26 protein-coding genes and 1 pseudogene are annotated in these 20,783 nt (G+C 44.6%); 25 read left to right on the forward strand and 2 right to left on the reverse strand.

Annotation, left to right across the window (positions count from 1 at the left end; genetic code table 11):
• From AC07KQ_RS14175 to AC07KQ_RS14230, 12 genes are all read left to right on the forward strand, one after another.
• Nucleotides 1–1,056 carry a replication initiator protein A gene (locus AC07KQ_RS14175; RefSeq protein WP_289420851.1) on the forward strand — a complete coding sequence of 352 codons (1,056 nt, stop codon included), beginning with the start codon at nucleotides 1–3 and terminating at the stop codon, nucleotides 1,054–1,056.
• A complete protein-coding gene (locus tag AC07KQ_RS14180; RefSeq protein WP_050894556.1) occupies nucleotides 1,046–1,783 on the forward strand; it encodes a hypothetical protein in 738 nt (245 codons plus the stop codon). Before AC07KQ_RS14175 ends, AC07KQ_RS14180 begins: the two co-directional genes overlap by 11 nt.
• A 493-nt stretch (nucleotides 1,784–2,276) precedes the next feature.
• Nucleotides 2,277–2,504, forward strand: a complete 228-nt coding sequence (locus tag AC07KQ_RS14185; RefSeq protein WP_014566859.1) for a hypothetical protein — start codon at nucleotides 2,277–2,279, stop codon at nucleotides 2,502–2,504.
• A 526-nt stretch (nucleotides 2,505–3,030) separates the two neighbouring features.
• Complete coding sequence (locus AC07KQ_RS14190) at nucleotides 3,031–3,267, forward strand: hypothetical protein (protein ID WP_014566858.1); 237 nt, start codon at nucleotides 3,031–3,033, stop codon at nucleotides 3,265–3,267.
• Between the two features lie 7 nt (nucleotides 3,268–3,274).
• Nucleotides 3,275–3,493 carry a hypothetical protein gene (locus AC07KQ_RS14195; protein ID WP_014566857.1) on the forward strand — a complete coding sequence of 73 codons (219 nt, stop codon included), beginning with the start codon at nucleotides 3,275–3,277 and terminating at the stop codon, nucleotides 3,491–3,493.
• Nucleotides 3,486–3,716 (forward strand): hypothetical protein, encoded by a 231-nt coding sequence (locus AC07KQ_RS14200; RefSeq protein ID WP_014566856.1) that lies wholly within the window; start codon nucleotides 3,486–3,488, stop codon nucleotides 3,714–3,716. Before AC07KQ_RS14195 ends, AC07KQ_RS14200 begins: the two co-directional genes overlap by 8 nt.
• Nucleotides 3,703–3,978, forward strand: coding sequence for a hypothetical protein (locus tag AC07KQ_RS14205; protein ID WP_014566855.1), 276 nt, complete (start codon nucleotides 3,703–3,705; stop codon nucleotides 3,976–3,978). The genes AC07KQ_RS14200 and AC07KQ_RS14205 overlap by 14 nt, the downstream gene beginning before the upstream one ends.
• 218 nt (nucleotides 3,979–4,196) lie before the next feature.
• Nucleotides 4,197–4,451, forward strand: coding sequence for a hypothetical protein (locus AC07KQ_RS14210; RefSeq protein WP_289420850.1), 255 nt, complete (start codon nucleotides 4,197–4,199; stop codon nucleotides 4,449–4,451).
• Nucleotides 4,452–4,525: 74 nt separating this feature from the next.
• A complete protein-coding gene (locus AC07KQ_RS14215; RefSeq protein ID WP_014566889.1) occupies nucleotides 4,526–4,714 on the forward strand; it encodes a hypothetical protein in 189 nt (62 codons plus the stop codon).
• A 379-nt stretch (nucleotides 4,715–5,093) separates the two neighbouring features.
• Entirely contained in the window at nucleotides 5,094–5,372 is a 279-nt protein-coding gene (locus AC07KQ_RS14220; RefSeq protein WP_003586951.1) for a hypothetical protein, read from the forward strand.
• Nucleotides 5,373–5,383: 11 nt separating this feature from the next.
• On the forward strand, nucleotides 5,384–5,650 hold the full coding sequence (locus AC07KQ_RS14225; RefSeq protein WP_014566886.1) for a hypothetical protein: 267 nt from the start codon (nucleotides 5,384–5,386) through the stop codon (nucleotides 5,648–5,650).
• A 23-nt stretch (nucleotides 5,651–5,673) separates the two neighbouring features.
• Nucleotides 5,674–6,945, forward strand: a complete 1,272-nt coding sequence (locus AC07KQ_RS14230; RefSeq protein ID WP_480156644.1) for an immunoglobulin-like domain-containing protein — start codon at nucleotides 5,674–5,676, stop codon at nucleotides 6,943–6,945.
• 84 nt (nucleotides 6,946–7,029) lie between these two features.
• On the opposite strand, the gene AC07KQ_RS14235 is transcribed toward AC07KQ_RS14230, so the two are convergent.
• Nucleotides 7,030–7,893 (reverse strand): IS3 family transposase, encoded by an 864-nt coding sequence (locus tag AC07KQ_RS14235; protein WP_003663214.1) that lies wholly within the window; start codon nucleotides 7,891–7,893, stop codon nucleotides 7,030–7,032.
• On the reverse strand, nucleotides 7,890–8,165 hold the full coding sequence (locus AC07KQ_RS14240) for a transposase (protein WP_003566536.1): 276 nt from the start codon (nucleotides 8,163–8,165) through the stop codon (nucleotides 7,890–7,892). Before AC07KQ_RS14240 ends, AC07KQ_RS14235 begins: the two co-directional genes overlap by 4 nt.
• Before the next feature lie 59 nt (nucleotides 8,166–8,224).
• Between AC07KQ_RS14240 and AC07KQ_RS14245 the strand changes: the two are divergent.
• The 13 genes and pseudogenes from AC07KQ_RS14245 to AC07KQ_RS14305 all read left to right on the forward strand — a co-directional run.
• Nucleotides 8,225–8,587, forward strand: a pseudogene (locus AC07KQ_RS14245) (immunoglobulin-like domain-containing protein); the annotation flags it as partial.
• A gap of 18 nt (nucleotides 8,588–8,605) precedes the next feature.
• Nucleotides 8,606–9,082, forward strand: a complete 477-nt coding sequence (locus AC07KQ_RS14250; RefSeq protein ID WP_014566884.1) for a PcfB family protein — start codon at nucleotides 8,606–8,608, stop codon at nucleotides 9,080–9,082.
• Entirely contained in the window at nucleotides 9,082–10,977 is a 1,896-nt protein-coding gene (locus AC07KQ_RS14255) for a VirD4-like conjugal transfer protein, CD1115 family (protein ID WP_289420844.1), read from the forward strand. The genes AC07KQ_RS14250 and AC07KQ_RS14255 overlap by 1 nt, the downstream gene beginning before the upstream one ends.
• 17 nt (nucleotides 10,978–10,994) lie before the next feature.
• A complete protein-coding gene (locus AC07KQ_RS14260) occupies nucleotides 10,995–11,201 on the forward strand; it encodes a hypothetical protein (RefSeq protein WP_003571730.1) in 207 nt (68 codons plus the stop codon).
• Nucleotides 11,202–11,220: 19 nt separating this feature from the next.
• Nucleotides 11,221–12,054: a VirB6/TrbL-like conjugal transfer protein, CD1112 family gene (locus AC07KQ_RS14265; RefSeq protein WP_003571732.1), complete on the forward strand. Its 834-nt coding sequence runs from the start codon at nucleotides 11,221–11,223 to the stop codon at nucleotides 12,052–12,054.
• A gap of 17 nt (nucleotides 12,055–12,071) precedes the next feature.
• Nucleotides 12,072–12,443 (forward strand): PrgI family protein, encoded by a 372-nt coding sequence (locus tag AC07KQ_RS14270; protein ID WP_289420843.1) that lies wholly within the window; start codon nucleotides 12,072–12,074, stop codon nucleotides 12,441–12,443.
• Nucleotides 12,391–14,847: a VirB4-like conjugal transfer ATPase, CD1110 family gene (locus tag AC07KQ_RS14275; protein WP_289420842.1), complete on the forward strand. Its 2,457-nt coding sequence runs from the start codon at nucleotides 12,391–12,393 to the stop codon at nucleotides 14,845–14,847. Before AC07KQ_RS14270 ends, AC07KQ_RS14275 begins: the two co-directional genes overlap by 53 nt.
• A complete protein-coding gene (locus AC07KQ_RS14280; RefSeq protein ID WP_289420841.1) occupies nucleotides 14,837–17,314 on the forward strand; it encodes a CHAP domain-containing protein in 2,478 nt (825 codons plus the stop codon). The genes AC07KQ_RS14275 and AC07KQ_RS14280 overlap by 11 nt, the downstream gene beginning before the upstream one ends.
• 13 nt (nucleotides 17,315–17,327) lie before the next feature.
• On the forward strand, nucleotides 17,328–17,852 hold the full coding sequence (locus AC07KQ_RS14285; RefSeq protein WP_194958966.1) for a hypothetical protein: 525 nt from the start codon (nucleotides 17,328–17,330) through the stop codon (nucleotides 17,850–17,852).
• Nucleotides 17,853–17,869: 17 nt separating this feature from the next.
• Nucleotides 17,870–18,100 (forward strand): hypothetical protein, encoded by a 231-nt coding sequence (locus AC07KQ_RS14290; RefSeq protein ID WP_193137606.1) that lies wholly within the window; start codon nucleotides 17,870–17,872, stop codon nucleotides 18,098–18,100.
• A 35-nt stretch (nucleotides 18,101–18,135) separates the two neighbouring features.
• Nucleotides 18,136–19,293 (forward strand): hypothetical protein, encoded by a 1,158-nt coding sequence (locus AC07KQ_RS14295; RefSeq protein ID WP_289420838.1) that lies wholly within the window; start codon nucleotides 18,136–18,138, stop codon nucleotides 19,291–19,293.
• Between the two features lie 17 nt (nucleotides 19,294–19,310).
• Complete coding sequence (locus tag AC07KQ_RS14300; RefSeq protein ID WP_014566876.1) at nucleotides 19,311–20,285, forward strand: ArdC-like ssDNA-binding domain-containing protein; 975 nt, start codon at nucleotides 19,311–19,313, stop codon at nucleotides 20,283–20,285.
• Between the two features lie 87 nt (nucleotides 20,286–20,372).
• Nucleotides 20,373–20,648 (forward strand): hypothetical protein, encoded by a 276-nt coding sequence (locus tag AC07KQ_RS14305; protein WP_049176867.1) that lies wholly within the window; start codon nucleotides 20,373–20,375, stop codon nucleotides 20,646–20,648.
• Nucleotides 20,649–20,783: the final 135 nt, after the last annotated feature.

A 20,783-nucleotide genomic window follows, 5' to 3' on the forward strand; every position in this document is an offset into this window, starting at 1 on the left:
ATGAACCCAATAAATTCGAGTTTTAAATTTTACCAAGCGACAAAAGTTTACGGGACTCTTTTCTTTCAGTTTCCAAAAGTTCTTTTGTACAGTCCTACATACAAAAACCTTTCTGCAGAAGCAAAGTTGGCGTACGTCATTTTGAAAGATCGACTGGAATATTCGCTTCACAATGACTGGGTGGACGAAAACGGAAATATTTACTTCATTTTTTCAAATACTGAGCTTCAACAGATTTTGAACTGCTCCGAACCCAAGGTAATCAAAACCAAAAAAGAGTTAGAACAAGCAAACCTCCTCTTCCAGAAAAAAATGGGCTTTGATCCGAAAATGAAACGGAATAATCCCAATCGCTTATATTTGGGCGATCTCAATGTATCTGCAACCGACGTGTACAAACGCGAGAATGAAGCAAGTCAAAGTACTATATCCCCTGCTACAAGCGGAACTAAAAATTCTTTAGCCCGACATAAAATGCCTCAATCCCTTGCTACAAGCGGAACTAAAAATTCTTTAGCCCGCGATAAAGTCCCTCAATCCCTTGCTACAAGCGGAACTAAAAATTCTTTAGTATATCAATATAAAGACTTAGAGACACAAGCTAGAGACAATAAAGAGACAGAAAAGTTCGACTTTTCTACCGATCAATATTCCCCGGAAATTATTCGTAAACAAAATCAAGACCTAGTGAGAAGGGCCAAAGATTATTTACCTGAATCAGCAAATGGCGGCCTCTTTCTCAACAAAGAAGGTGTTGAACTACTAGGGCTTTGGTGTCGCTCGCCTAAACAAATGCGTCGCTTTCTAGGCATTATTCTAAATGCCAAAAAGGCTGTAGAAAGGGAACATGAAGGAACGGCAATTGTCCTAGATGATCCGCGGTGCCAAGAAATGATCAACAAGACTATGCGCCGGTTTTTTAACGTTTTACGTTCTGACAGTAAAAAAATTAACAATGTCGAAAATTACTTGTTTGGTGCTATGAAAGAGACCTTGGTGGCATACTGGAACAAATCACTCATGACAGCTAATGGAGGCGACCCTGATGAATTCTAAAGAGTTTAATCAACGGAAACGTGAAGCCTTTCCGGAAGAGGTAGCGCTCAAAAACCTCAAAGAGCTAACTGAGGCAGAACGTGCCGGTCTGCATTTACTCATGATTCAAACGAGTGATCCTGATGAACGAGAGGATATTCTGGCAGAGGCACAAAAAACTGCTAATCAACGAGCGGAAGAAGCTAGAAAGCACAGCTATGCCGCCGTCAAAGAACGCTTGATCCAGGAGAAAACAGAGACTGATACGGAGTTAAAAGCCTTTACGCAGCATCGTAATCGTCACGTCAAGGTACTTGGAAAAGTTACTATGATGGCAGGTTACTTCATGACGCCAAAGCGCATTCGACCGACTAAATACTACTGGCTAGTCCCTGATGATTTGGTCATTCCGGATCGGCCATTAGGGCGAGTTGCGCATGTTCGTGGCAAAGATGGCCAGCTACATGATGTGATGGTGCTTTATGTTACCAAACAAAAGCAGCGGCAATTACAAGATGGCCGGGTTGTACCAGATCAATTTATGATTGAGTTCACAAGCCAATATGCCTCGTCTGTTCAAGTCAAACAAGGACAAAGAACTGAGCGACAACGACAGAAAGATTACCGGGGGCCATTTGATTCTGCACAGCAAAAACATAACCGAGTTCGTAAAGTGATTCGCCGCCATCATAGGGTTCGTGAAGAGTTAGCCAACCTAGAGAAGAGCAAAAAGAAAGACAAGAATTAGAAAAATTCTTGTCTAAAAAGGAACCAGGTCCTATAATAAATATAGGCGAACATTCGTTTGTCTACCTGCTCAATTCAACACATGTTTGCCTTACTTAATTTGTTCCTCTACACACTAATGCTTGCATTCAAAAAATTCAAGTGTTATCTTGAATTCAGAATCAACAGTAGCAAGGGGAATACAAAAAAATAAGACAGCATCACAGCACTGACCTAGACTACCAATCCAGGATAAGCGCACTGTGACTGTTACTAGAACTAGTCACCGCTAGCCTAGCAACTGCCGTCTTCACCGCGTTAAGCGCGGCAAGTTTATTTTAACAGACCTTGTGACCGCTGTGGAACTTCTCTTAGAGAAGTCTTAGAGCGAAAGTAGGAGACGTCAAAATAGCAGCCAAACAAGACGAAGTGAGGGGCGCGTTGCCAGCAGGCAGCGCGCCCCTTATTTTTGTGTTTCTCTTGGTGCTGCTGATCCTAAGAAAGGAGTTGTTACAATGGCTATTCTAGCACGTTCAGGAGTTGTAAGACAGGCATTTTGCGTTCGGACTTTTGATCGACGGGTGCTCATCAATCACGCGAATGGTTCCTTTTACGATCGGGATCATGCTTCGGTTGAGGCAATTGAACAGCTTTACCCCAAGATTCGCAGTGTTTACAACAGCGACCATACGATGATTGCCAAGCGCAAACATCCACAGGCGGCTTTATACAAGCTGTCATAATCACGCCAGTTCAACTCACAATATGATGCGTGCGTGTGAACGCACAACTAACTTTAGCTCTTTGAAATCTGAATAGCCTTAAACTCCCTCCGGCCTTTTTCGACGGTGTTCCTCACAGCCGGTATGTGAAGGGGAGATGGTTGCCCGCGAAATCAAGCGGGTGAGGAACGCCTCGGTATTCCGTGCCGCCACCAATAGTCCGTGTCAACATCAAAACGGGCGAGACATAATGTGTTTGACCGTTCTTTGCTGCGGCTTAGAACCAGACCGTGAATCACTCGACGGTGAGTGTCAGCAAGTTTTTGCTTGGGTGGTAGTGAATGGCTGGAAAGGTCGTCAGCATATGCCTAGAGCTGTCAATCGAGCGTCATAGACGCTGAGGTTTAGCGAGTTTCATGCCTAGAAAACTCGAGAATTTCACGCAATAAAAACGTTTATTAGCTTTTTAAGAAACCATGAGGTCAGACCTCACCTATGCTTCATGCGTAGGCATCATATTGTTAGTTGAACCAAAAGGAGTAGTGCCATGCAACAGCGAAAAAAGCTACAGCAACATGAAGTTGTGACTGAGTTTGTCAACATGACTAAACTTGGCAAGATCACGACGGTTGAAGACTATTTTAAATATCGCCGCGCTCATATGCATGACTTGAGTCTGCAAGAACGCCACTTGTTAATGGCCTGGCTCAATCGCAGTAAGACCGTCAGGTTAAAGGGGAAACGTCACCAAAACGCTGTTCATTCAGAAATTGAAATGAGGTAATCTAGAGATGAAAGCAATCGACCAGTTACTTGTGTTTATGCAACAACATCGGCTGACGAGTATTTATTACGCAACTTATGATCGGGCGCGACGGTTATATGACCACGATCTGGTACGACAACGTGAATGGATTGAGATCTTAGCAGAAAGCAAGACCGATCAACGAATCGTCGTACGACATGGGGTATTAGGATCAAGTGTGAAGGCGGTGAGTTTGGGTGCTTAAACAGACAAAAGTGCCTTTTGTTAATGGTGTGGGGAAGACTCTACCACATTTGGAAAAGGGCGTGCGTTATACTTTTGTTGATCATGGGTATTACATGACGGCTTTAAGACCAGGAGAAACTGAGGAGCTTAAACCGGAATTACCAGAGCAGGAATGGGCGTATCACCAACAACATCCAGTTAAGGAATGGCGAATAGGAGGCAATCATCATGCGATTCTATGAGTTTAGAACTGAAGATCATGATTATTATGCATTGATTTCAGCTAATAGCCCAGAAGAAGCCATTGTAATTTACAAAGGGGAAATTGACAACGCTTTTGATGAATTAAATCCTCATGAAGTTTCTCTGACGCGTGCAGCCGATATAACGCTTGAAGCGCATGACTTAGCAGACTTTCGTGATGCTTTAATTGAAAAAGAAAAGCAAACCTTACAACAGGAAGTAGCGCCAAGAGTCCTTGTCATTGATAGCAATTTGCTATAACCACGCATAAGAAGAGGCCAAATAGGAGGCTGAAACAAATGAAAATGATGGTAAAAACGGGTGGGATCATTTTAGTGTCAGGGTTACTTTTAGCCGGATGTGGGTGTCAAACGTTTACCATCTCCAAAGAGCCCTGACTGCTACCTAACTCGGTCGGGGTTTTTATGTTGCTGTAAAGGCACAAACGGCTTTAATATGATTAAAAGGAGGCGTGTACCATGCTTGTAGCAGTTTGGAATTTACTAACGATCGTTTTGATATTGGTCATCATTTGGTTAACTCGCAAGAAAAAAATCACCACGCAAGAGGGACGGTACAATCGAGATTTTATGATCATTGTTGCGGTGATCCAAATCATTCTGATCATTGCGGGAATGCTGGTTACCAGACACTCGCTTTCGCTGCAAGCAGCCTCATTCACTTGTAGCATCGTACTACTGATAAGTATGTTGCTTGGTTTTAAAATGCGCTAATCTATAACCAGAAAGTGCCATCACTTTCTTGACTTAGTCAGGAGAAGTGATGGCACTTTTTGAATGGAGGAAAGATGACAGCCAACAAAAATAATCAACGTTACCAAATCACCTTGACGCCAGAAGAGAAGCAGCAGCTTAAAGCTCTTTGTCAGGTTACTAAGGAACGACCCTCAACATTGGTGTGTCGGTTGATTGCTACTGAGAAAAGACTTTATGATTCAGGCTTTTTACCGTCCTACAATTCAAAAACTGAAAAGTGAGGAGAGATTAAGATGTTGTGGCTGATTTTCAAATGCAGTTTTTGGGTATTACTAGGCTTTATCCTTTTGTGTGAGCTTGCAACTATTCGGATTAGCGGATTGTGTTCTCGTGAAGAGGAACGACAGGAAGCTCTTGAAAAACATCGTCAACAAGCAAAAAGCGCGCCCTAGGGCGCGTTTTTATTAGGTATTAACGTACCTCCATTTTACCAAAGTTGTGCTCTGCTACGCAATTTAATGGTGTGTCACTGGACAACAAATGCCGCTACTGGGAAACGTGGTTCGATTCCACGAAGCGGCCTTGGCTAATGCCAAAATAATGAACGCCAAATGCCAGCTAATTGCAGGTGTTTTTTGCGTTAAAGAAAGGAGACTGAACATGGCTGAACCTGTAGGTATTTGGTTACATGATCGCAATTTGAAGTTGATTTCGAAAGATCATGATGCTCTTTCTTATCGAGTCCGAGCTTCATGGGTTAAGGATCATGCTGATTATCCAATTAAGCCTGGTATGACGGTGGTGATTGGCAATATTAAGCCGCCTAACCAGCTGAAAAATGTTTTGGTTCTAAAGGTGGTGTCAGCTGAATTAAAAAAAGACGGCAGTCTAGTGATTAGCGGAGAACGCATTAAGTCCGTCCCAAAAAACTTGATATAAGAGGTGATCATATGTTCAATTTGGTTCTTCAAACAAAAGACATCAAGGAAGCTAAGCGGCACAATGGTCTTCTTGAAATCAGATTCCCACCCCCAAAGGAGAAGGCATTGATGTTGAAGTTGCGTCATGCGGTGCTAAGCATCGAGACTGGTTGGCCTATTCTGCCAGATACAACTTGTATTGGTGAGATCGTGCGGGTGTTACCAAGCAAAGAGCGCGTGATCGTGGCTTATGTTCGCCCTCAGAACGAGTTTAAGCGATTTGTTGAAGCATATTAATGCGGAAAAATGAGGATTCATTCATGGCAAACAACAAAAAGAAAACAGCAGCAATCTTGCTGATAAGTGCGATTGTCTTGGGAGGCGGCGGCTATACGGCTTATCAGTTAAACGCTGCCCCCGCTTCGCAATCAGTCAAGAAAAGTAGCACTCCATCTAAGCAATGGCGGACGCCGTCAAAAAAGGTCGAGCAAAAACAGAAGAACACAAAGCCTTCCTCTAACAAAGCCGATCAGACCATAAAAGATGCCCTGGCTCCGGATCTGCCGAATAGCGATAAAAGTGATCAAACAGTAGTCGCCTTTCCTTTCAGTAAAAATGATTTGAGCAAACAGCTTGAGTCGAGTAATAGTCAAAGCCTTATTTCGTTGGCAGATCAGGCAACAGCGGAACAGAACACGCCAAAAGCGGCAGACAATACAGGAACAACGCCTGAACCTAAACCGTTAACAGATAAACAGACGACTGATACCAAGACGACGCCATCGGTGGAACCTAGTCCAACACCAAATCCAGCGCCGGAACCAATACCAGAGCCAAACCCGACGCCAGATCCGAATCCAACGCCAACACCAGAGCCAAACCCAACGCCAGATCCGAATCCAACACCAGCACCAGTTGACCAAGCCCCGACCATATCCTTTGCTGATGACCTGCATCTGCATTTAGGTCAAAAATCCTTCAATTTAATGGACGGTGTAAGTGCTCATGATGTAAAAGATGGTGATTTGACCAACAAGGTTGTGTTATGCAGCACTGTGGACGTTAACACGGAGGGGACTTATCAAGTGACCTACCAAGTGACAGACAGCGCAGGGCACAAAACGAGTGCTACGCGTGATGTTGTCGTGACTAATGACGCTCCCGTTATTCATGTCTCGGGGAACAATCAAACTGAGGTTGGTCATGCCTTTGATCCGTTACAAGGTGTTACGGCTGATGATTATCAAGATGGTGACCTCACAACGGAAATCAAGGTTGCAGGAGACGTTGATACCAGCAAACTTGGTGATTACGAACTAATTTATACCGTCACTGATAAGAATGGTGCTGTGACAACGCTGAAACGTTCGGTTACGGTGTTTGCCACGGCACCGACACTTGATGTGTCGAAGGTTCCAACGGAACTCAAGGTGGGAGACCAGTTTAACCCGAAGGCCAATGTCACAGCGGTTAGTCCTTATGGCGATGTGGGCAAGAATGTCAATGGCCCGGACAAAAATTGTACGGTTCTGCCGAATGCGTATGGTTGTCACTTAAATTCACGCATTATCAGATCTTTTATCAGCGTTTAATCTTGTTTAACGTGCCATAGGTACGACAAACAAGCCCTGACATCTGGTGCTTTCCCCAGGGCTGTGCGCCTATTGAACGGTTACTTATGCAGCTGCTGACTTTCTTTTGCAAGCACCGCGACCGTTGGTCTCGCGATCATGATTGTAGAAGGTGTTGTAACGAGCAATGGATTCAGTGACGTCTAAAATTGATTCATAGTTGATCTGCTCCAACCGGACCCATTCTCGTTTCAATAGCGAATGGTAGGCCTCAATCCGCCCGTTATCAGCCGGTTTGCCTTTGCGAGAATATGAGTGACGCAGGTGCGCATCTGTCAAGGTTGTCTCAAACAAACGACTGGTATATTGACTACCCATATCGCTATGAACCATCTTAAAAGTATAACCTTGGTGAATTAACGCTTGAATCGGTGCGACCGCGAGGTCTTGTGTCATCTGTTGACCCACTTGCCAAGCTAAGACTTTTCTCGCTTTTGGATCATACGCTGTTGCAAGGTAAACCCAGTTTTGGTTGATCAGTTGAATATAGGTGATATCGGTGGTCACGACCTCAGACAAGTCAGCTAGGTGTCGCATTAAATTAGGTTTTTGTGGCATGTCAGTGGTTGTGGTAGGCTTTTTAGAGCGTTTACGATACATTGTCGATTGAATCCCCAATTCACGCATGACTTTCCAAATCGTGCGGTCACTTAAGCGGCATTTAAGTAATTTACGAATACGTTTAGCAATCCGCACGTATCCGTAAAACTTTCGACGTTGCCAAAGAACCTGAACCAGCTCTTTAAGCTTAATTCGGCGGCGATTTCGTGACTTAGGATGCCACCTTAACCAGTCATAGTAGGTACTCGAAGGGATCCGTAACGCTCGGAGAATAACTGTGATGCGGTGCCCCCGGCTCAATTGATCTTGAATCATAAAAAGAGCGGCCTTTCGGCCGCTATGAATCAACGCTTTGCCAGCAACACCGCCGCTCGTTTTAAAATATCGAGTTCTTCCCTCAAACGGCGATTTTCTTTTTGAAGTTGCTTGAACTGTTCGTTGGTCACAGCAGTACCTTGATGATCAATGGCAATGACAGTGGCCGCCTGAACCCATTTGCGAATAGTGTCTAAGGAAGGACCGTATTCTTCATGTAGTTCTTTGAATGAGTGTCCTTTTTCATGAAGATCAATCAAGGTTTGCTTAAATTCGGGGGTGTAGCGAATAGCTGTATTGGTCATAAAATATTCCTCATCTGTCAATTATCGCACAAACTATTTTTGTCCGTAATTACAGCATAGGAGCCGTGATTGTGGCTGTAGATGGATCAGTTGACACCAGCAAGCCTGGTAGCTATGAGCTTGCTTATACAGCCACTGACAAGTTTGGACAGAAGACCGTCAAGGAAGTAACTATCAACGTTGTGGCTGACAAGCCAACCCTTGATCTGTCTAAAGTACCGACAAAACTCAAAGTTGGCGATCACTTTGATCCAAAGGCTAGTGTTACGGCTACCAGTTCTTATGGCGATGTCACTGTTGATGTCGAAGGTTCGGTTGATACCAGTAAACCTGGCAGCTATGTGCTGACTTATACCGTGACGGATAAATTCGGCCAAACAACAACGCAAAATTTGACCGTAACAGTCAGTGAAACGGTCTAAAAAGGGTAGGTGAATCAAATGGACAACCAAGCAGCAGAGTATGTTCTACGGTTAAGCACCTTGTCCGCGCAAGCGCTCCTTAAAGCACTGGCCGTCAAGTTGCCAAGTAAAGCAATGGATATGAGCAAACAAGCAATCCATCATCAGCGGACGACTGGTAAACAAAACATTGCGGAATTGCAAAAAAGGGGTGCGCTAGAACACGTGGATATTAGTAAAACCGATCTGCGCGCGCTCGGAAAGAAGTTTAAAAAGTATCACGTTGACTTTTCTATCCGCCGAGACAAGGAAACGGGCATGTACCATGTCTTTTTTAAGGGTGCTGATGTAGACCGAGTTCAACTTGTTTTGCAGAAGGTTGTTAAGGACTTTGACAAAACACCCGAACACGGCCAAACGCTTCAAGAAAAGATTGAAAAGGCTAAAGTGACCGCAAAGGAACGCAATCAAAAAGAGAAAAAGCCGCGACAGCGTAGCAAGGAACGTGAGCGCTGATGGACAAAGAAAAAGCGAAAAACCTAGTCTGGAATTTCGGCCTTGTGGCTATTGGTAGTTCTGCGGTATATATCGTTGGCAGTGGTTTAACGCGAGCCGCCTATAACGTCCAGGACAAAGACGCTAAGTCTATACTCGACAAAATACTGTACGTGTCTAACAATCTTGGCAAGGTTTCTTGGTGGCCGCCGACTTTCAATGGCAAACCATTCCTAGGTGGTCTTATTCTACTGGCAGTTGTAGCGCTGGTAGTTTTATATGCCTTGACCAATAAGAAAAATTATCGACCAGGTGAGGAACACGGGAGCGCAAAATGGGGGACTCATAAGGATATTCTCCCATTTGAGGATACCAAAAACCCAGATAACAACCTGATTATGACGGCCACGGAAAAGCTGTATTTGAATGACTTGGATCATAAACGGCCAATGAAACTGCAGCGAAATCAATTTGTGACGGTCATCGGGGGTGCTGGTTCTGGTAAAACCAGAACCGTTGTCGTACCTAATCTATTGCAGCGTTCCAGCTCCTATGTTGTTACTGATACCAAAGGACAGACGCTTAGATGGGTGGGTAACTTTTTTGAGAAGTCTGGCTATAAGATTAAGGTCTTTGATTTGGTGACTCGCAAACACACTGATCATTTCAATGTATTCGCTTATATCAACAATGAGGATGATGTCATTGAAGTTGTGAATGCTATCATGCAAAACACAACCTCACCGCAAAGTAAAAGCGATCCGTTCTTTGATAAAGGCGAAAAAGCGCTCATGCAAGCCTTGTTTGATTATTTACGTTTAGAGTCTGGCAATCCTGACAACCGTGTTGTTGCCAACGTACCCAATGTTTTGGACTTAGTCAGAGCAGCAACAATTGAGGAGGACGCTGGTGGGAACACAACGCCACTTGACTTAATATTTGAAGAATTCAAAAAGGACTTCCCGGATGCGTTTGGGCTTAAACAATATGGTATCTTCAAACTCGCACCAGCCAAAACAGCCATGAGTATCGTCATTTCACTTGGTGTTCGTTTAGCACCGTTTGATGTGCCTAGCATTATTGATATTACCAGTGACGACACACTAGAACTTAAAAAATTAGGAGATGAAAAACGAATTCTGTTTCTGATCTTACCTGATCAAAGCGAAACGTTTAATTTTTTGGTCAGCTTGGTTTACCAAACATTGTTTACTACTTTGGTAGAACATGCTGACCATCAGGCCAACGGCCGGCTTAATGAAACAGTCGTTTGTTGGCAGGACGAGTTTGCAAACAGTGGACAGATTCCACAATTTGACAAGCGTATCAATACCTTGCGTTCACGGGGCATTTTCTGTGTGCCAATTGTGCAGGAACTCAGCCAGCTCAAAGAACGTTATCCAAAGTCATACCAGGCGATTCTCGGTGCCTCGGATTCACTGCTGTACCTTGGCGGACACGACAGTGAAACCGCTCAGTACATTTCCAAGATTCTTGGCAAAGGAACGATAGACGTTCAGCGTTATGGTGAATCCAAAGGCAATAATGGCTCATTCAACCAAAACTACGACAAAATCGCGCGTGATTTGTTAGCGCCTGATGAAGTCGATCGAATTGGCGGCGACCAGAGTATTTACATGCTCAGAGGTGTGCCGCCATTTTTGTCGCAAAAATATTCGTTGGAAAAACATCCACGGTACAAGGAGCTTCAAACGGATCACTCAGACTATGTATATCAGCCTCAACTTAAAAGCGAGAACAACAAAGGTGGTGAGGTAGAAACAGAAGAATCCAAATCAGAGTCAGATTTCCTGGCTAATGTCAGTCAAGAGGAAACCAAGGATGATGACGTCAAGGAGAACGAACAGGGTTCGGATATCCTGACTGATGTCAATCTATTAGACACATATCGATAAATAAGGAGGAACAACACATGAACGTTTTATCTCAAGCGATTTCTTTAATGTCAAAATTTGCTATTGCAGGTGGTTCTATTTACGCCGCTTGGGGCTTGGTTGGTCTTGGTGGTGCTTTGAAGGATCACAATGGGCCTGGTATTCAAAGTGGTATCTGGACAATTGCAGGTGGCGGTTTAATCATTGCTGCTGGAGCATTGTTCAACTCTATTTCACTAACGTGATGTGAGGAGGCGGAACCGCGTGGATAACACGATCAAGGGATTTATTAAGTTTATCTTGAACTCCGTTTCTGGTTCCGCAAAGGCTAACGGCATTACCGAAACGTTGGCAGGGTGGAGCAAGGACTTATACGGATTCGCAACAACGATCCAGACTAATGTGATGATGCCGGTCGGATATATGATTCTGGCGTTGTTTGCGTTGCTAGAACTATATCGAATTTCGGAACAAGTAGAAGCTATGGGAGGTGGATCAGATGCAGGGGTCAGGCTGATTTCAGCCGCCTTAGTGAAGGTGGCTTTTTGTAAGATTGCAATGGATAGCATGAATTTATTCATGAATGCCATTATGCAAGTGAGTATCACGCTATCACAGGGTATCGGTAAGTTAGTGAATTCTGGACATATGGGCACCATTATTAGCGTTGATGATATTTATAGTCCCTTAGTAAAAGAAGGTTTTTGGACGAAGCTGATGATCATGGTGCTTCTTCTTTTTGTCATGCTCATTACCATGCTTGCCACAGTCTTAGTTAATGTTGTTGTCACCGGCCGGTTTTTACAGATGTATGTGTTTTTGGCTGTGTCACCTATTCCAATTGCAACCATGCCCCATCATGAGTTTTCAGGGATTGCTAAAAACTTCTTCAAGAGCTTCATGGCAGTATCCATACAAGGAACCCTCATTTATATGGTGCAGCTGTTCTATCCATTCCTCATGAAAACAGCATTTGCGAATGTCGATAAAAGTGGCGTCCTTCCATTAATAGCATCATTGATGGGATTTTCAATTCTACTAATTTTTGCGGTCTTCCAAACAAACTCATGGGCGAAGTCGCTGACAACAGCAATGTAGGAAAGGAGTGAGTAACAGTGGCTTTACGCGTGAGAGTACCCAAAGAAATCAAGACCTACAAAGAACGTATCATAGGCACGATGGATTTACGGCAACTAATCTGTGCTACGATCGCATTCATCTATTCAGCGGGCATTATCTATTTCCTGGTCTGGAAGTTGCACTGGTCAATGGATAGTGCCGGTAATGTGCTAATCCTATTGGATATGCCAGTGTTGGCATTTGGCTGGATCAGGCCAAAAGGAATGCCATTAGAAAAGTATATCGGCATCATCTTGCATTACCAACAAATGAACGGGCTAAGAATTTATGAAAATCGAAAGGAGGTTAGCCTTCATGTTCACAAGAACCGAGGAAAGATCAAAGAATACAAAGAAGACAGGCCATAGTAAAGCCTTGAAGTTGTTACAACGCCACAAAAAGGAACGTGGCAAGCAAGAGCGGAAAAATGCACCATCAAGAGCAACTCAAGACAGTTTAGCTTATCGTGCCATGTATGAAGACGGCCTCTGTGAAGTGGTACCAGGTGTTTTTTCTAAGAGTGTTGCGATCTCCGATATTAACTATCAAATTAGCGATCGCGACCATCAAAGTGACATCTTTAGCAAATATGCAGAGTTTCTTAATGGCTTTGACAGTGAATCGACTGTTCAGATTAATATCATCAATAGGCGAAAGGACATTCGCCAGTTCATGCAGGAGACGTCCTTCAAGCATCGACCTGATGATCTCAACGCGCTCCGTGATGAGATGAACCACATCATGCGAGAAAGAGTTGAAAGCGGCAATACGAGTCTCCTAAAGGAGAAGTACGTAACCTTTACGCAACATGCTGATGACCGACAACGTGCTAAAACCAGTTTGAATCAACTACAGGCGAATGTGGTTACCAGTTTTCATCAAATGGGATCAACAGCGCGTCCGTTGAATGGTTTGCGCCGACTCCAACTTGCTAATGCCACATTGAGGCCTGGCAGTGTGTTGCATTTTGACTATGACGATCTCAAATATAGTGGCTTGACGACACACTCAGTAATTGCACCAACCAGCTTCAATTTCAAACACGCAAAGAACCGTTTTACAATGGGCGACCAAGTTGCACAAGTGTTGTACTTGCGAGATTATCCACCCGAAATCAGCGATCGTCTGATTACTGATTTAACGGATATTATGGCGGACTTGGAGATTGCCATTCAAATTCACCCTATCGATCCAGTAAAAGGCATGAAGATGGTGCAGACGAAGAAAGGCTTTATGCAGAAGCAGAAAGCTGATGAGCAGCAGAAGGCGATGAAAGCGGGGTATGATCCTGATATTCTACCGGAGAACCTGACGCACAGCCTTGATGAAGCTGAGGACTTGCTCCAACAGATGCAAGACGATAACCAGCAACTCTTTGACGTGACATTCCTCGTCATGGCACAGGGAAAGACCGATCAACAGCTTGATGAGATTATCGAGCAAGTTAAAGCGGCCGGTCGTAGACATAGCTGCGAATTTGCAAATCTCGATTATCTCCAAGAACAAGCCCTTAATTCTGTGCTCATGTGGGGACAAAATTATGTACCAGTATCGCGGACACTGACAACCTCAGCGGCCGCTATTTTTATACCATTTACTGCTCAAGAGCTAAGTGACAGTAGCGGTCTAGTTTATGGCGTCAATCAAGTTACTCAAAACCTAGTGACTGCGGATCGTCGGAACTTGAAAGCTGGTAACGGCATGATTTTAGGTCGTCCCGGTGCTGGTAAGTCATTTGCCAGCAAGCAGGAAATGCTGTCCGTACGGTTACGTGATGCTGACTCCGAAGTATTGATTATTGATCCAGAGCGTGAGTATTCAGCGGTTGCGCAAGCGCTAGGTGGCGAAGTCATACCGATCTCCCAAGGTGCCGCAGCGCATATCAATCCAATGGAAATCAATGAAGATTACGGTGACGATGAAGACCCTGTCATTTTCAAAACAGACTTCATTTTGTCTATGTGCGACATGCTACTCGGTGGCAAAAACGGTCTGTCAGCTGAGCGCCGGACTTTGATTGATCGTGCTTGTCGTTTAACGTATCAACGCTATTTTGAGCAGCATACAGCGATGCCGACAATGGTTGATCTATCAAATACCCTTAAACAACAGTCCGAAGAAGAGGGGAAGCAAATTGCGCTTGAGCTTGAGCCGTATATTGAAGGGTCGTTGTCTGTTTTTGCGCATCAAACGAACGTAGACAATGACAATTCAGTGGTTGTCTATGACGTCAAGGATTTAGGTAAGAACCTGCGATCAATGGGTATGTTGATTGTGCTTGACCAAATCTGGAACCGGATTACAAAGAACCGGAACTCAGGCAAACGGACGTGGATTTACGTTGATGAAATGCAGCTGCTCTTGAGCAATGAATTTGCATCTAACTACTTCTTTGAATTGTGGTCGCGTGCCCGTAAATGGGGCGCGTTGCCTACTGGGATTACGCAAAACGTTGAAACCTTGCTACTGAGTGATAATGCCCGCCGCATGTTGTCTAACAGTGAATTTGTGCTTTTGCTTGACCAAGCTGCCAATGACCGTGGTCAGCTCACAGAAATGCTGCATCTGTCTGAACAGGAGGAAGGCTATATCACCAATGCCGACTCCGGTCATGGCTTGATGATTGCGGGTGACGCCGTCATTCCATTTGAGAATGACTTTCCGAAGAAGACCAAGCTCTACAAGATCATGTCCACGAAACCAGAAGACATGGAGCAATATATTTCCTGCAAGAAACTGCATGAGGATGGAGGCGAGGTGAGTGGTGAATAATTGGAAAGACATGCTGCTTAATAAGCAGCATCATGACCCTAAAGACGCTTTAGTCAGTAGTGATCCGAGCCGGTTTAAGAAAGCCTTGCGCGGTAACAAATATCGCATACAAGGCGTTGGCGGCTTTGGTGGCAAACGTTTTGTCCGAAAAAAAGGGCAGTTTAGGCGTGGCCTTTTAGCACAAAACGCTAAGCATAAAAAGAAACAGGCTAGTTGGGTCAAACGTTTTCGGCACCGTAGTAGAGAAGCGCTTCAACATGGCGCGATTGAAACGGCTAAGAAGAGCACTGTACTGGCAGCTACCAATGGTCAGCAAAGTGAAGAGCAAAACGATCCAACCTACCAAACGTTGTCAAAGACAACGCAAGGAGAGAGCCGCTTAAAAGCCCGGTTGAAGCGCCATAGGAATCGTAAAAGCAAGCGACTAGCAAAAAAGTTAGGTAAGCCAGTTCAAACTTCATACAGCCGTAAATCCGTCAGAAAAATGATGAAGCAGCGTGCTTTAAAGGGTGCTACCTTCTCGTGGCGTCATCCTATTAGTTCAATCAGGCATCTGTTAAAGGCCATTCTGATGCTACCAGTCGTGATCAAGTCGATGGCTATTCTCCTATTAGTGGGACTTGTGTTTGGTCTGATCGCCTTGATGAGTTCCATGTTTGGCTGGTTGGTGCCTACGATGTCGACGACAGCCGATTCTAAGCCCTTAACTGACGCCTACAGTTACATTACGGAGTTGGACACTGATGCCACTAAGAAGGTCATTGACAGTATGGCTAACACGGACGGAAACGGACGTTCACTGATTATCAATGGTCAGGAAGCAACAACAGATGGGATTGAATTAATCTCTGACTTTGACCGCGAATTGGCCTATTTGTCGATTAAGTATGACGACTTCACCGTTGATGATGCGTTCAAACAGAAGATTAAAAAGTTACATGATCAGATGATGTCGGTGACGGTTGATGAAAAAACTGTGACCGTCAATTTGTCTAGCTTTGATGAGTGGGAGAAGAACCATCCTAAAGCACTCTCACAAGATGATAAAGATCGGCTAGATGCAATGGGTCAAGTGGGTCAATATCGAACGCAAGAGATTCTAGGATCGCCCTTTGAAGATCAGAATGCAACGATCATGGTCAACGACCGGTACGCCTGGCGAATGCGTGGCGGACAAAAGAACATGTCTAATCACATTCGGATTTCAAGCGAGACTGGAAAAAAGATTGTGGCCGTGATGTCCGGCACAGTGACTGCCTGTTCAAATGGAAGTGTGACGATCGCAACTGATGGTAAACGAACCGTGACCGGTGGGCTCAAAACCGTGACGGTTAAACCAAACCAGGAAATCAAGAAAGGAGATCAAATCGGAACTAGCGAAAAGAACATCACTCTTCAGCTTATCAAAATCACGCAGCAGAGCGCTCCTGACGAGTCTTCATCAACACCATCATCGTCGAGCACCTTAGAAAGCGTCTCTCAGGCACCAGGTTTATCTTCAAAGAACTCTTCCTCCGCTTCCAGTTCAACCGTTGTGGTAAGTTCAGCACCTTTGCCACCTGTTGAGGAAGAATTAAATCCTGCCTTTGCTTTACCAAATGTGAAATACACGTATGCCACGACTTATGGCTTGGTGACCAGTGGTGGCAATTTAACGGGTCAAGACTTTGACGCCAACAAGTTTCATGCCGCGTGGGTTAAGTATTTTTCTAACGGTGTTTTGGTCGACAAGGAAAGTTACTCAATCGACGCAGCTAAAAAGGCTGGCGTTAATCCGGCGCTTATTGCCGCAATTATGGGGACAGAATCCTCATGGGGAACAAGTGCTGCGGTTCGTGGTGCAAATAATCCTAGTGGTCAAATGAGTGGTGGTACGATCATTGCCTATCCATCGCTAGAAGCTGGTATTGATGCCACCGGGAACACGTTGCATAACTTAGTTGTTACCCGTGGTTTGAATACTGTCCAGAAGTTAGGCGCCGCCTATGCACCTATTGGCGCCATTAATGACCCTAACAATCTGAATCTTAACTGGGTACCCAACGTCAACAAACTTTTAGCCATTTTTGGATTCAAGAGTGGTGACTCAATCGGTAATATCACGCTGCATAATGGTGGTAATTCTTATCCTGTAGGTCAGTGTACGTGGTGGGCAAAAGCCAGATCCGGATGGGCTGCTAATAACTGGGGCAATGGTGCTGACTGGGGTAGCTCAGCAGCCGCCGCAGGATTCAGCGTCGATCATACCCCTCAACAAGGGGCATTGGTCAGTTTTGCCGCAGGCCAAATGGTTGGTAATTGGCAGGCAGACCCGGTATACGGGCATGTGGCGTATGTAGAATCAGTTGATTTGGATAAAGGGACAATTACCATCTCTCAGGGAGGAACGGGCTTCAAGCAGCAACCAGGGCCAAATTTGCAAACGTTAGGAAACGTGGGAGCTTACACCTATATTCACCCACGGTAAAAGGAGGAAGACGATGGAAGGACACAGATGGCGCCACTGGCTATTACCGCTGTATGCCGTGCTAATGACGGCTTTGATGGTCGTAGGCTGGTATTGTTGGTCGGACAGTCAAAGCGTCTCACAAGAAACAAAAACGCATCTGAACGCAATAACAGGCGGTGAATCAAAAAAGGTAGATAAAAGAGTCCTTGTTTTTGCGGATTTAGTTGTTGGATATCGTGCGGATCAACAAAAACGACACGATCAACTTGAGAAGCTATCGACCAAAGCAATAGCAGATCAAATCGTACCACCGGCTAATATTGGTAAAGCGGGTGTTGGTCCGGATCTGTCTTATAAGGTGACGTACCAGCATCGCGAGGTTACTTATACACAAGCAGGTTCCGAAACAATTGCAATGGCACGGGTAGCATACACTATCACCAGCGACGGCAACAGAATAAAAAACGATTTAGTGCTGCGCTTGCCGATGAAGCAGCAAAGGATAATTGGGTGCACGCTATATCGTCTCAATCAATCACAGGCAAGTCATGACTAATAAAGGAGCAATCAATAATGGCAAGTACGAGTCTGGAAAAGCGAATCAAGAGTAAAGAGAACCGGATCAAAGAACTAGAAGAGCAGCAAAAAAAGGTGCAGCAACAACTGACGGCCGCTAGGCGTGATCTCAAAGTCTTAAAAGCCGATAAGGTTGACGCATTGTTATCTGAGAGCCATCTAACTTATGACGACATTGCGAAGCTACTTAAAAAAGAAAGCCATGATGAAGCCCCTGGGTTTCATTAATGATCGTACAAGAGGCATGGAAGGGAGGGACTGATGTGGGTCGGAAAAAAGATAAAGAGACTGACACCATCAAGATTACCAATCAAGAGGGGATCGCGTTAGCTACCGACCCGCAACCGTTTGATGATGGGCTAGCACAGTTGCAGGCGGCTAGTGATCACCTGTTTGATTTAGCGCAACATGGTAGCTGCCAAATCACGGCCTATCACCGTGACCAAGTTGCCTTTTCCGTCAAGATTAAGCTACCGATTGAAGGAAAAATTGAGGATCTGATCACAGACTTAATTTCTCAACGGCAAGAGGTAACTTCACCACCAGCAACAGGCGTTTCAGTAGCGAATGAAACTGAGCCGGATTCTGCATCCGAACCTGCATCTGAACCAGTTCTTACCGACTCGTTGGCGGCTGATACAACGCCAAAAAGGATAAGCAATCGATCACGTAGAACTACTGCCAAAAAACCGAAACAAAATGCTATCAAATTACCTTCAATTTCATTACCAAGGGTTAGTCGATCGTTTCTCAAACACCTGATAACAATTGCCGCTTTGCTGATAATAGCAGGCGGCTTTTTGTTTGGAACAAAACTAGTCGTTGATGCGTACAACGCACCCCCAAGCTACACCTCCCTGATTAAGAAGGGGGACTACCTTCAAGCCGGTAAGCTATATCCGAATCGACGGGACGATGTGCGTAAAACCCTTACAGATCAAAGTAACGTGAAGCAACTCGCTAAGTTTCAACGTGTCTACCCAAAAGCTGAGACACTGTTTGATCTTGCTTACCTGCAACACGATTATCCAAAAGTCATCGCGATGAGTAATCGTGTGACGCTATCTCAGGAGCGCCAAGGCAAACTCGCCATTGCCTATGTTCACACTAAGCAATTTGATGCCGCCGTACTAATTAACGAGCAGCTCAAGAGCAAAACGCTATCAGAGGTGATTGCGCTGGGGTATGTGCGACAAAGGGACTTCGATAAAGCTCAAAAAATCAACGACAAACTAAAGGACTCAACCATTAGTCAAGCGATTGAAGTCGGGAAAAAGTATGCGGCTGGTATTGATGCTTTTAACAAGATTGCAAGCGATCCGAAACAACCTGCAGACAAGCGTCAGCAAGCTAAGCAAACCGTTAAAACATTTGAACATGCCCTGAACACATTAGGAGAAAGTAACAACCCAAATTCGTAAAGGAAAGCGTGATAAAGATGCCAACATCAAGCCAAGAAAAGCAACCACCAAAGAGTACCAAAGAGTTACTGGCGTTGGCGCAAGATGGCGCCAAAAAAGTCTTCTCTACTGACGAATATCGAGAGTATTTAAAGTTCATCAGCGGGTTTCATCAATACAGTGTCAGAAACCAGTTACTCATCTATTTACAGAACCCACATGCCACTTTTGTTGCGGGGTATCACACATGGAAAAATCAGTACCATCGACAAGTTAATCAACACGAAAAAGGTATCAGGATATTGGCGGGTGGCGAACACAAGTACGAAAAGAGAGTTCGGCAACCTGATGGCACCATTAAACGCGTAAAAGAGAGCAAAGTATTCTGCCGACCTGCAGCTGTCTTTGATTACTCTCAGACCAGTGGTGAGCCTATCAAAATGTTCACACATGAGCTGACTGGTGAAGTACCAAATTATGCCACTATTTATAGCAAACTTGTTCAAGCAACTGACTTTCATGTGGGCTTTAGCCATGAGATGCCGAGCAGCGAAACCAAGGGTGTTACTCGCCCACTCAAAAAAGAAATCCAATTGCGTTCCGGTATGAGCGAGAAGCAAACCATTAAGACGCTGATTCATGAACTCGCGCACAGTGAATTACACTGTGATCCGAAGTTAAAGTTGGATCGTTCAACCATGGAATTGGAAGCTGAAAGTACCGCGTTTATCGTTTGCCAACATCTGGGAATTGACACGAGTGATTATACGTTCCCTTACCTTGCTGTTTGGTCGAAAGATAAGGATCTTTCCCAGCTCTCCAAAAGCTTAACGCGTATCCAATCCACTGCCGAAAAATTCAATAAAACCGTTGATCAAAACCTTGAAAAGATTCGTGAGAAACCGTTGACGCTTGATCAAAAAATAGAACGCGCTAAAACCATTGCGACAACGGAAAACATCGCAAAAAAAGAGCAAGGGCTGGTGCAAGCAACGCAGGAGAAAACCCGCTAACTCATTTGTTGAATACTCTCACTCAAGAGGACACTCCAGCCCTTGCTTTTCTCCAGCCCTTGATCACCCAAGAAAGGAATTACCAACATGAAAACCATTGACGAAATGAACGAATTTGATCGTGACATTATCTTACTTCATCGCAAGTCTGTGAGCGAAGATACACCGCCGGCAATTCTACAAAAGGTTAAAGCAGTACGTGATGATATTTCTAATGACCTGACAGGTATCACAGATCCAATTGAGAAAGAATTTACCCTCGAATGTTACGACGAAACGATCCGAAAATTACGCGACCTTTCGGTCGAGGATTATCAGAAATGGCTGAGCCAAAATGAGAACTTAGAAGGGTTTGAACTTTGATTTTGGAGGGTGTCGCAGACCCCTTCAAAATAACGGGGGATTGGGGGCGTGCCCCCAAAACAAAATTGACTATCAGCGGAGCTGATTAATCGTCAATTTTCTGCAAAAGGGTACCCTCTTGCAAATCTCGCGACA

This window comes from Lacticaseibacillus sp. YLM2-1 (genome assembly GCF_056583465.1).

What these genes read in the sequence shown, in the direction of transcription:
- AC07KQ_RS14275 (WP_289420842.1), top strand. Translation starts at nt 12,391, where the DNA reads ATGTTCACAAGAACCGAGGAAAGATCAAAGAATACAAAGAAGACAGGC.
- AC07KQ_RS14290 (WP_193137606.1), top strand. Translation starts at nt 17,870, where the DNA reads ATGGCAAGTACGAGTCTGGAAAAGCGAATCAAGAGTAAAGAGAACCGG.
- AC07KQ_RS14230 (WP_480156644.1), top strand. Translation starts at nt 5,674, where the DNA reads ATGGCAAACAACAAAAAGAAAACAGCAGCAATCTTGCTGATAAGTGCG.
- AC07KQ_RS14300 (WP_014566876.1), top strand. Translation starts at nt 19,311, where the DNA reads ATGCCAACATCAAGCCAAGAAAAGCAACCACCAAAGAGTACCAAAGAG.
- AC07KQ_RS14285 (WP_194958966.1), top strand. Translation starts at nt 17,328, where the DNA reads ATGGAAGGACACAGATGGCGCCACTGGCTATTACCGCTGTATGCCGTG.
- AC07KQ_RS14195 (WP_014566857.1), top strand. Translation starts at nt 3,275, where the DNA reads ATGAAAGCAATCGACCAGTTACTTGTGTTTATGCAACAACATCGGCTG.
- AC07KQ_RS14255 (WP_289420844.1), top strand. Translation starts at nt 9,082, where the DNA reads ATGGACAAAGAAAAAGCGAAAAACCTAGTCTGGAATTTCGGCCTTGTG.
- AC07KQ_RS14220 (WP_003586951.1), top strand. Translation starts at nt 5,094, where the DNA reads ATGGCTGAACCTGTAGGTATTTGGTTACATGATCGCAATTTGAAGTTG.
- AC07KQ_RS14250 (WP_014566884.1), top strand. Translation starts at nt 8,606, where the DNA reads ATGGACAACCAAGCAGCAGAGTATGTTCTACGGTTAAGCACCTTGTCC.
- AC07KQ_RS14205 (WP_014566855.1), top strand. Translation starts at nt 3,703, where the DNA reads ATGCGATTCTATGAGTTTAGAACTGAAGATCATGATTATTATGCATTG.
- AC07KQ_RS14215 (WP_014566889.1), top strand. Translation starts at nt 4,526, where the DNA reads ATGACAGCCAACAAAAATAATCAACGTTACCAAATCACCTTGACGCCA.
- AC07KQ_RS14210 (WP_289420850.1), top strand. Translation starts at nt 4,197, where the DNA reads ATGCTTGTAGCAGTTTGGAATTTACTAACGATCGTTTTGATATTGGTC.
- AC07KQ_RS14225 (WP_014566886.1), top strand. Translation starts at nt 5,384, where the DNA reads ATGTTCAATTTGGTTCTTCAAACAAAAGACATCAAGGAAGCTAAGCGG.
- AC07KQ_RS14180 (WP_050894556.1), top strand. Translation starts at nt 1,046, where the DNA reads ATGAATTCTAAAGAGTTTAATCAACGGAAACGTGAAGCCTTTCCGGAA.
- AC07KQ_RS14185 (WP_014566859.1), top strand. Translation starts at nt 2,277, where the DNA reads ATGGCTATTCTAGCACGTTCAGGAGTTGTAAGACAGGCATTTTGCGTT.
- AC07KQ_RS14240 (WP_003566536.1), bottom strand. Translation starts at nt 8,165, where the DNA reads ATGACCAATACAGCTATTCGCTACACCCCCGAATTTAAGCAAACCTTG.
- AC07KQ_RS14260 (WP_003571730.1), top strand. Translation starts at nt 10,995, where the DNA reads ATGAACGTTTTATCTCAAGCGATTTCTTTAATGTCAAAATTTGCTATT.
- AC07KQ_RS14190 (WP_014566858.1), top strand. Translation starts at nt 3,031, where the DNA reads ATGCAACAGCGAAAAAAGCTACAGCAACATGAAGTTGTGACTGAGTTT.
- AC07KQ_RS14175 (WP_289420851.1), top strand. Translation starts at nt 1, where the DNA reads ATGAACCCAATAAATTCGAGTTTTAAATTTTACCAAGCGACAAAAGTT.
- AC07KQ_RS14305 (WP_049176867.1), top strand. Translation starts at nt 20,373, where the DNA reads ATGAAAACCATTGACGAAATGAACGAATTTGATCGTGACATTATCTTA.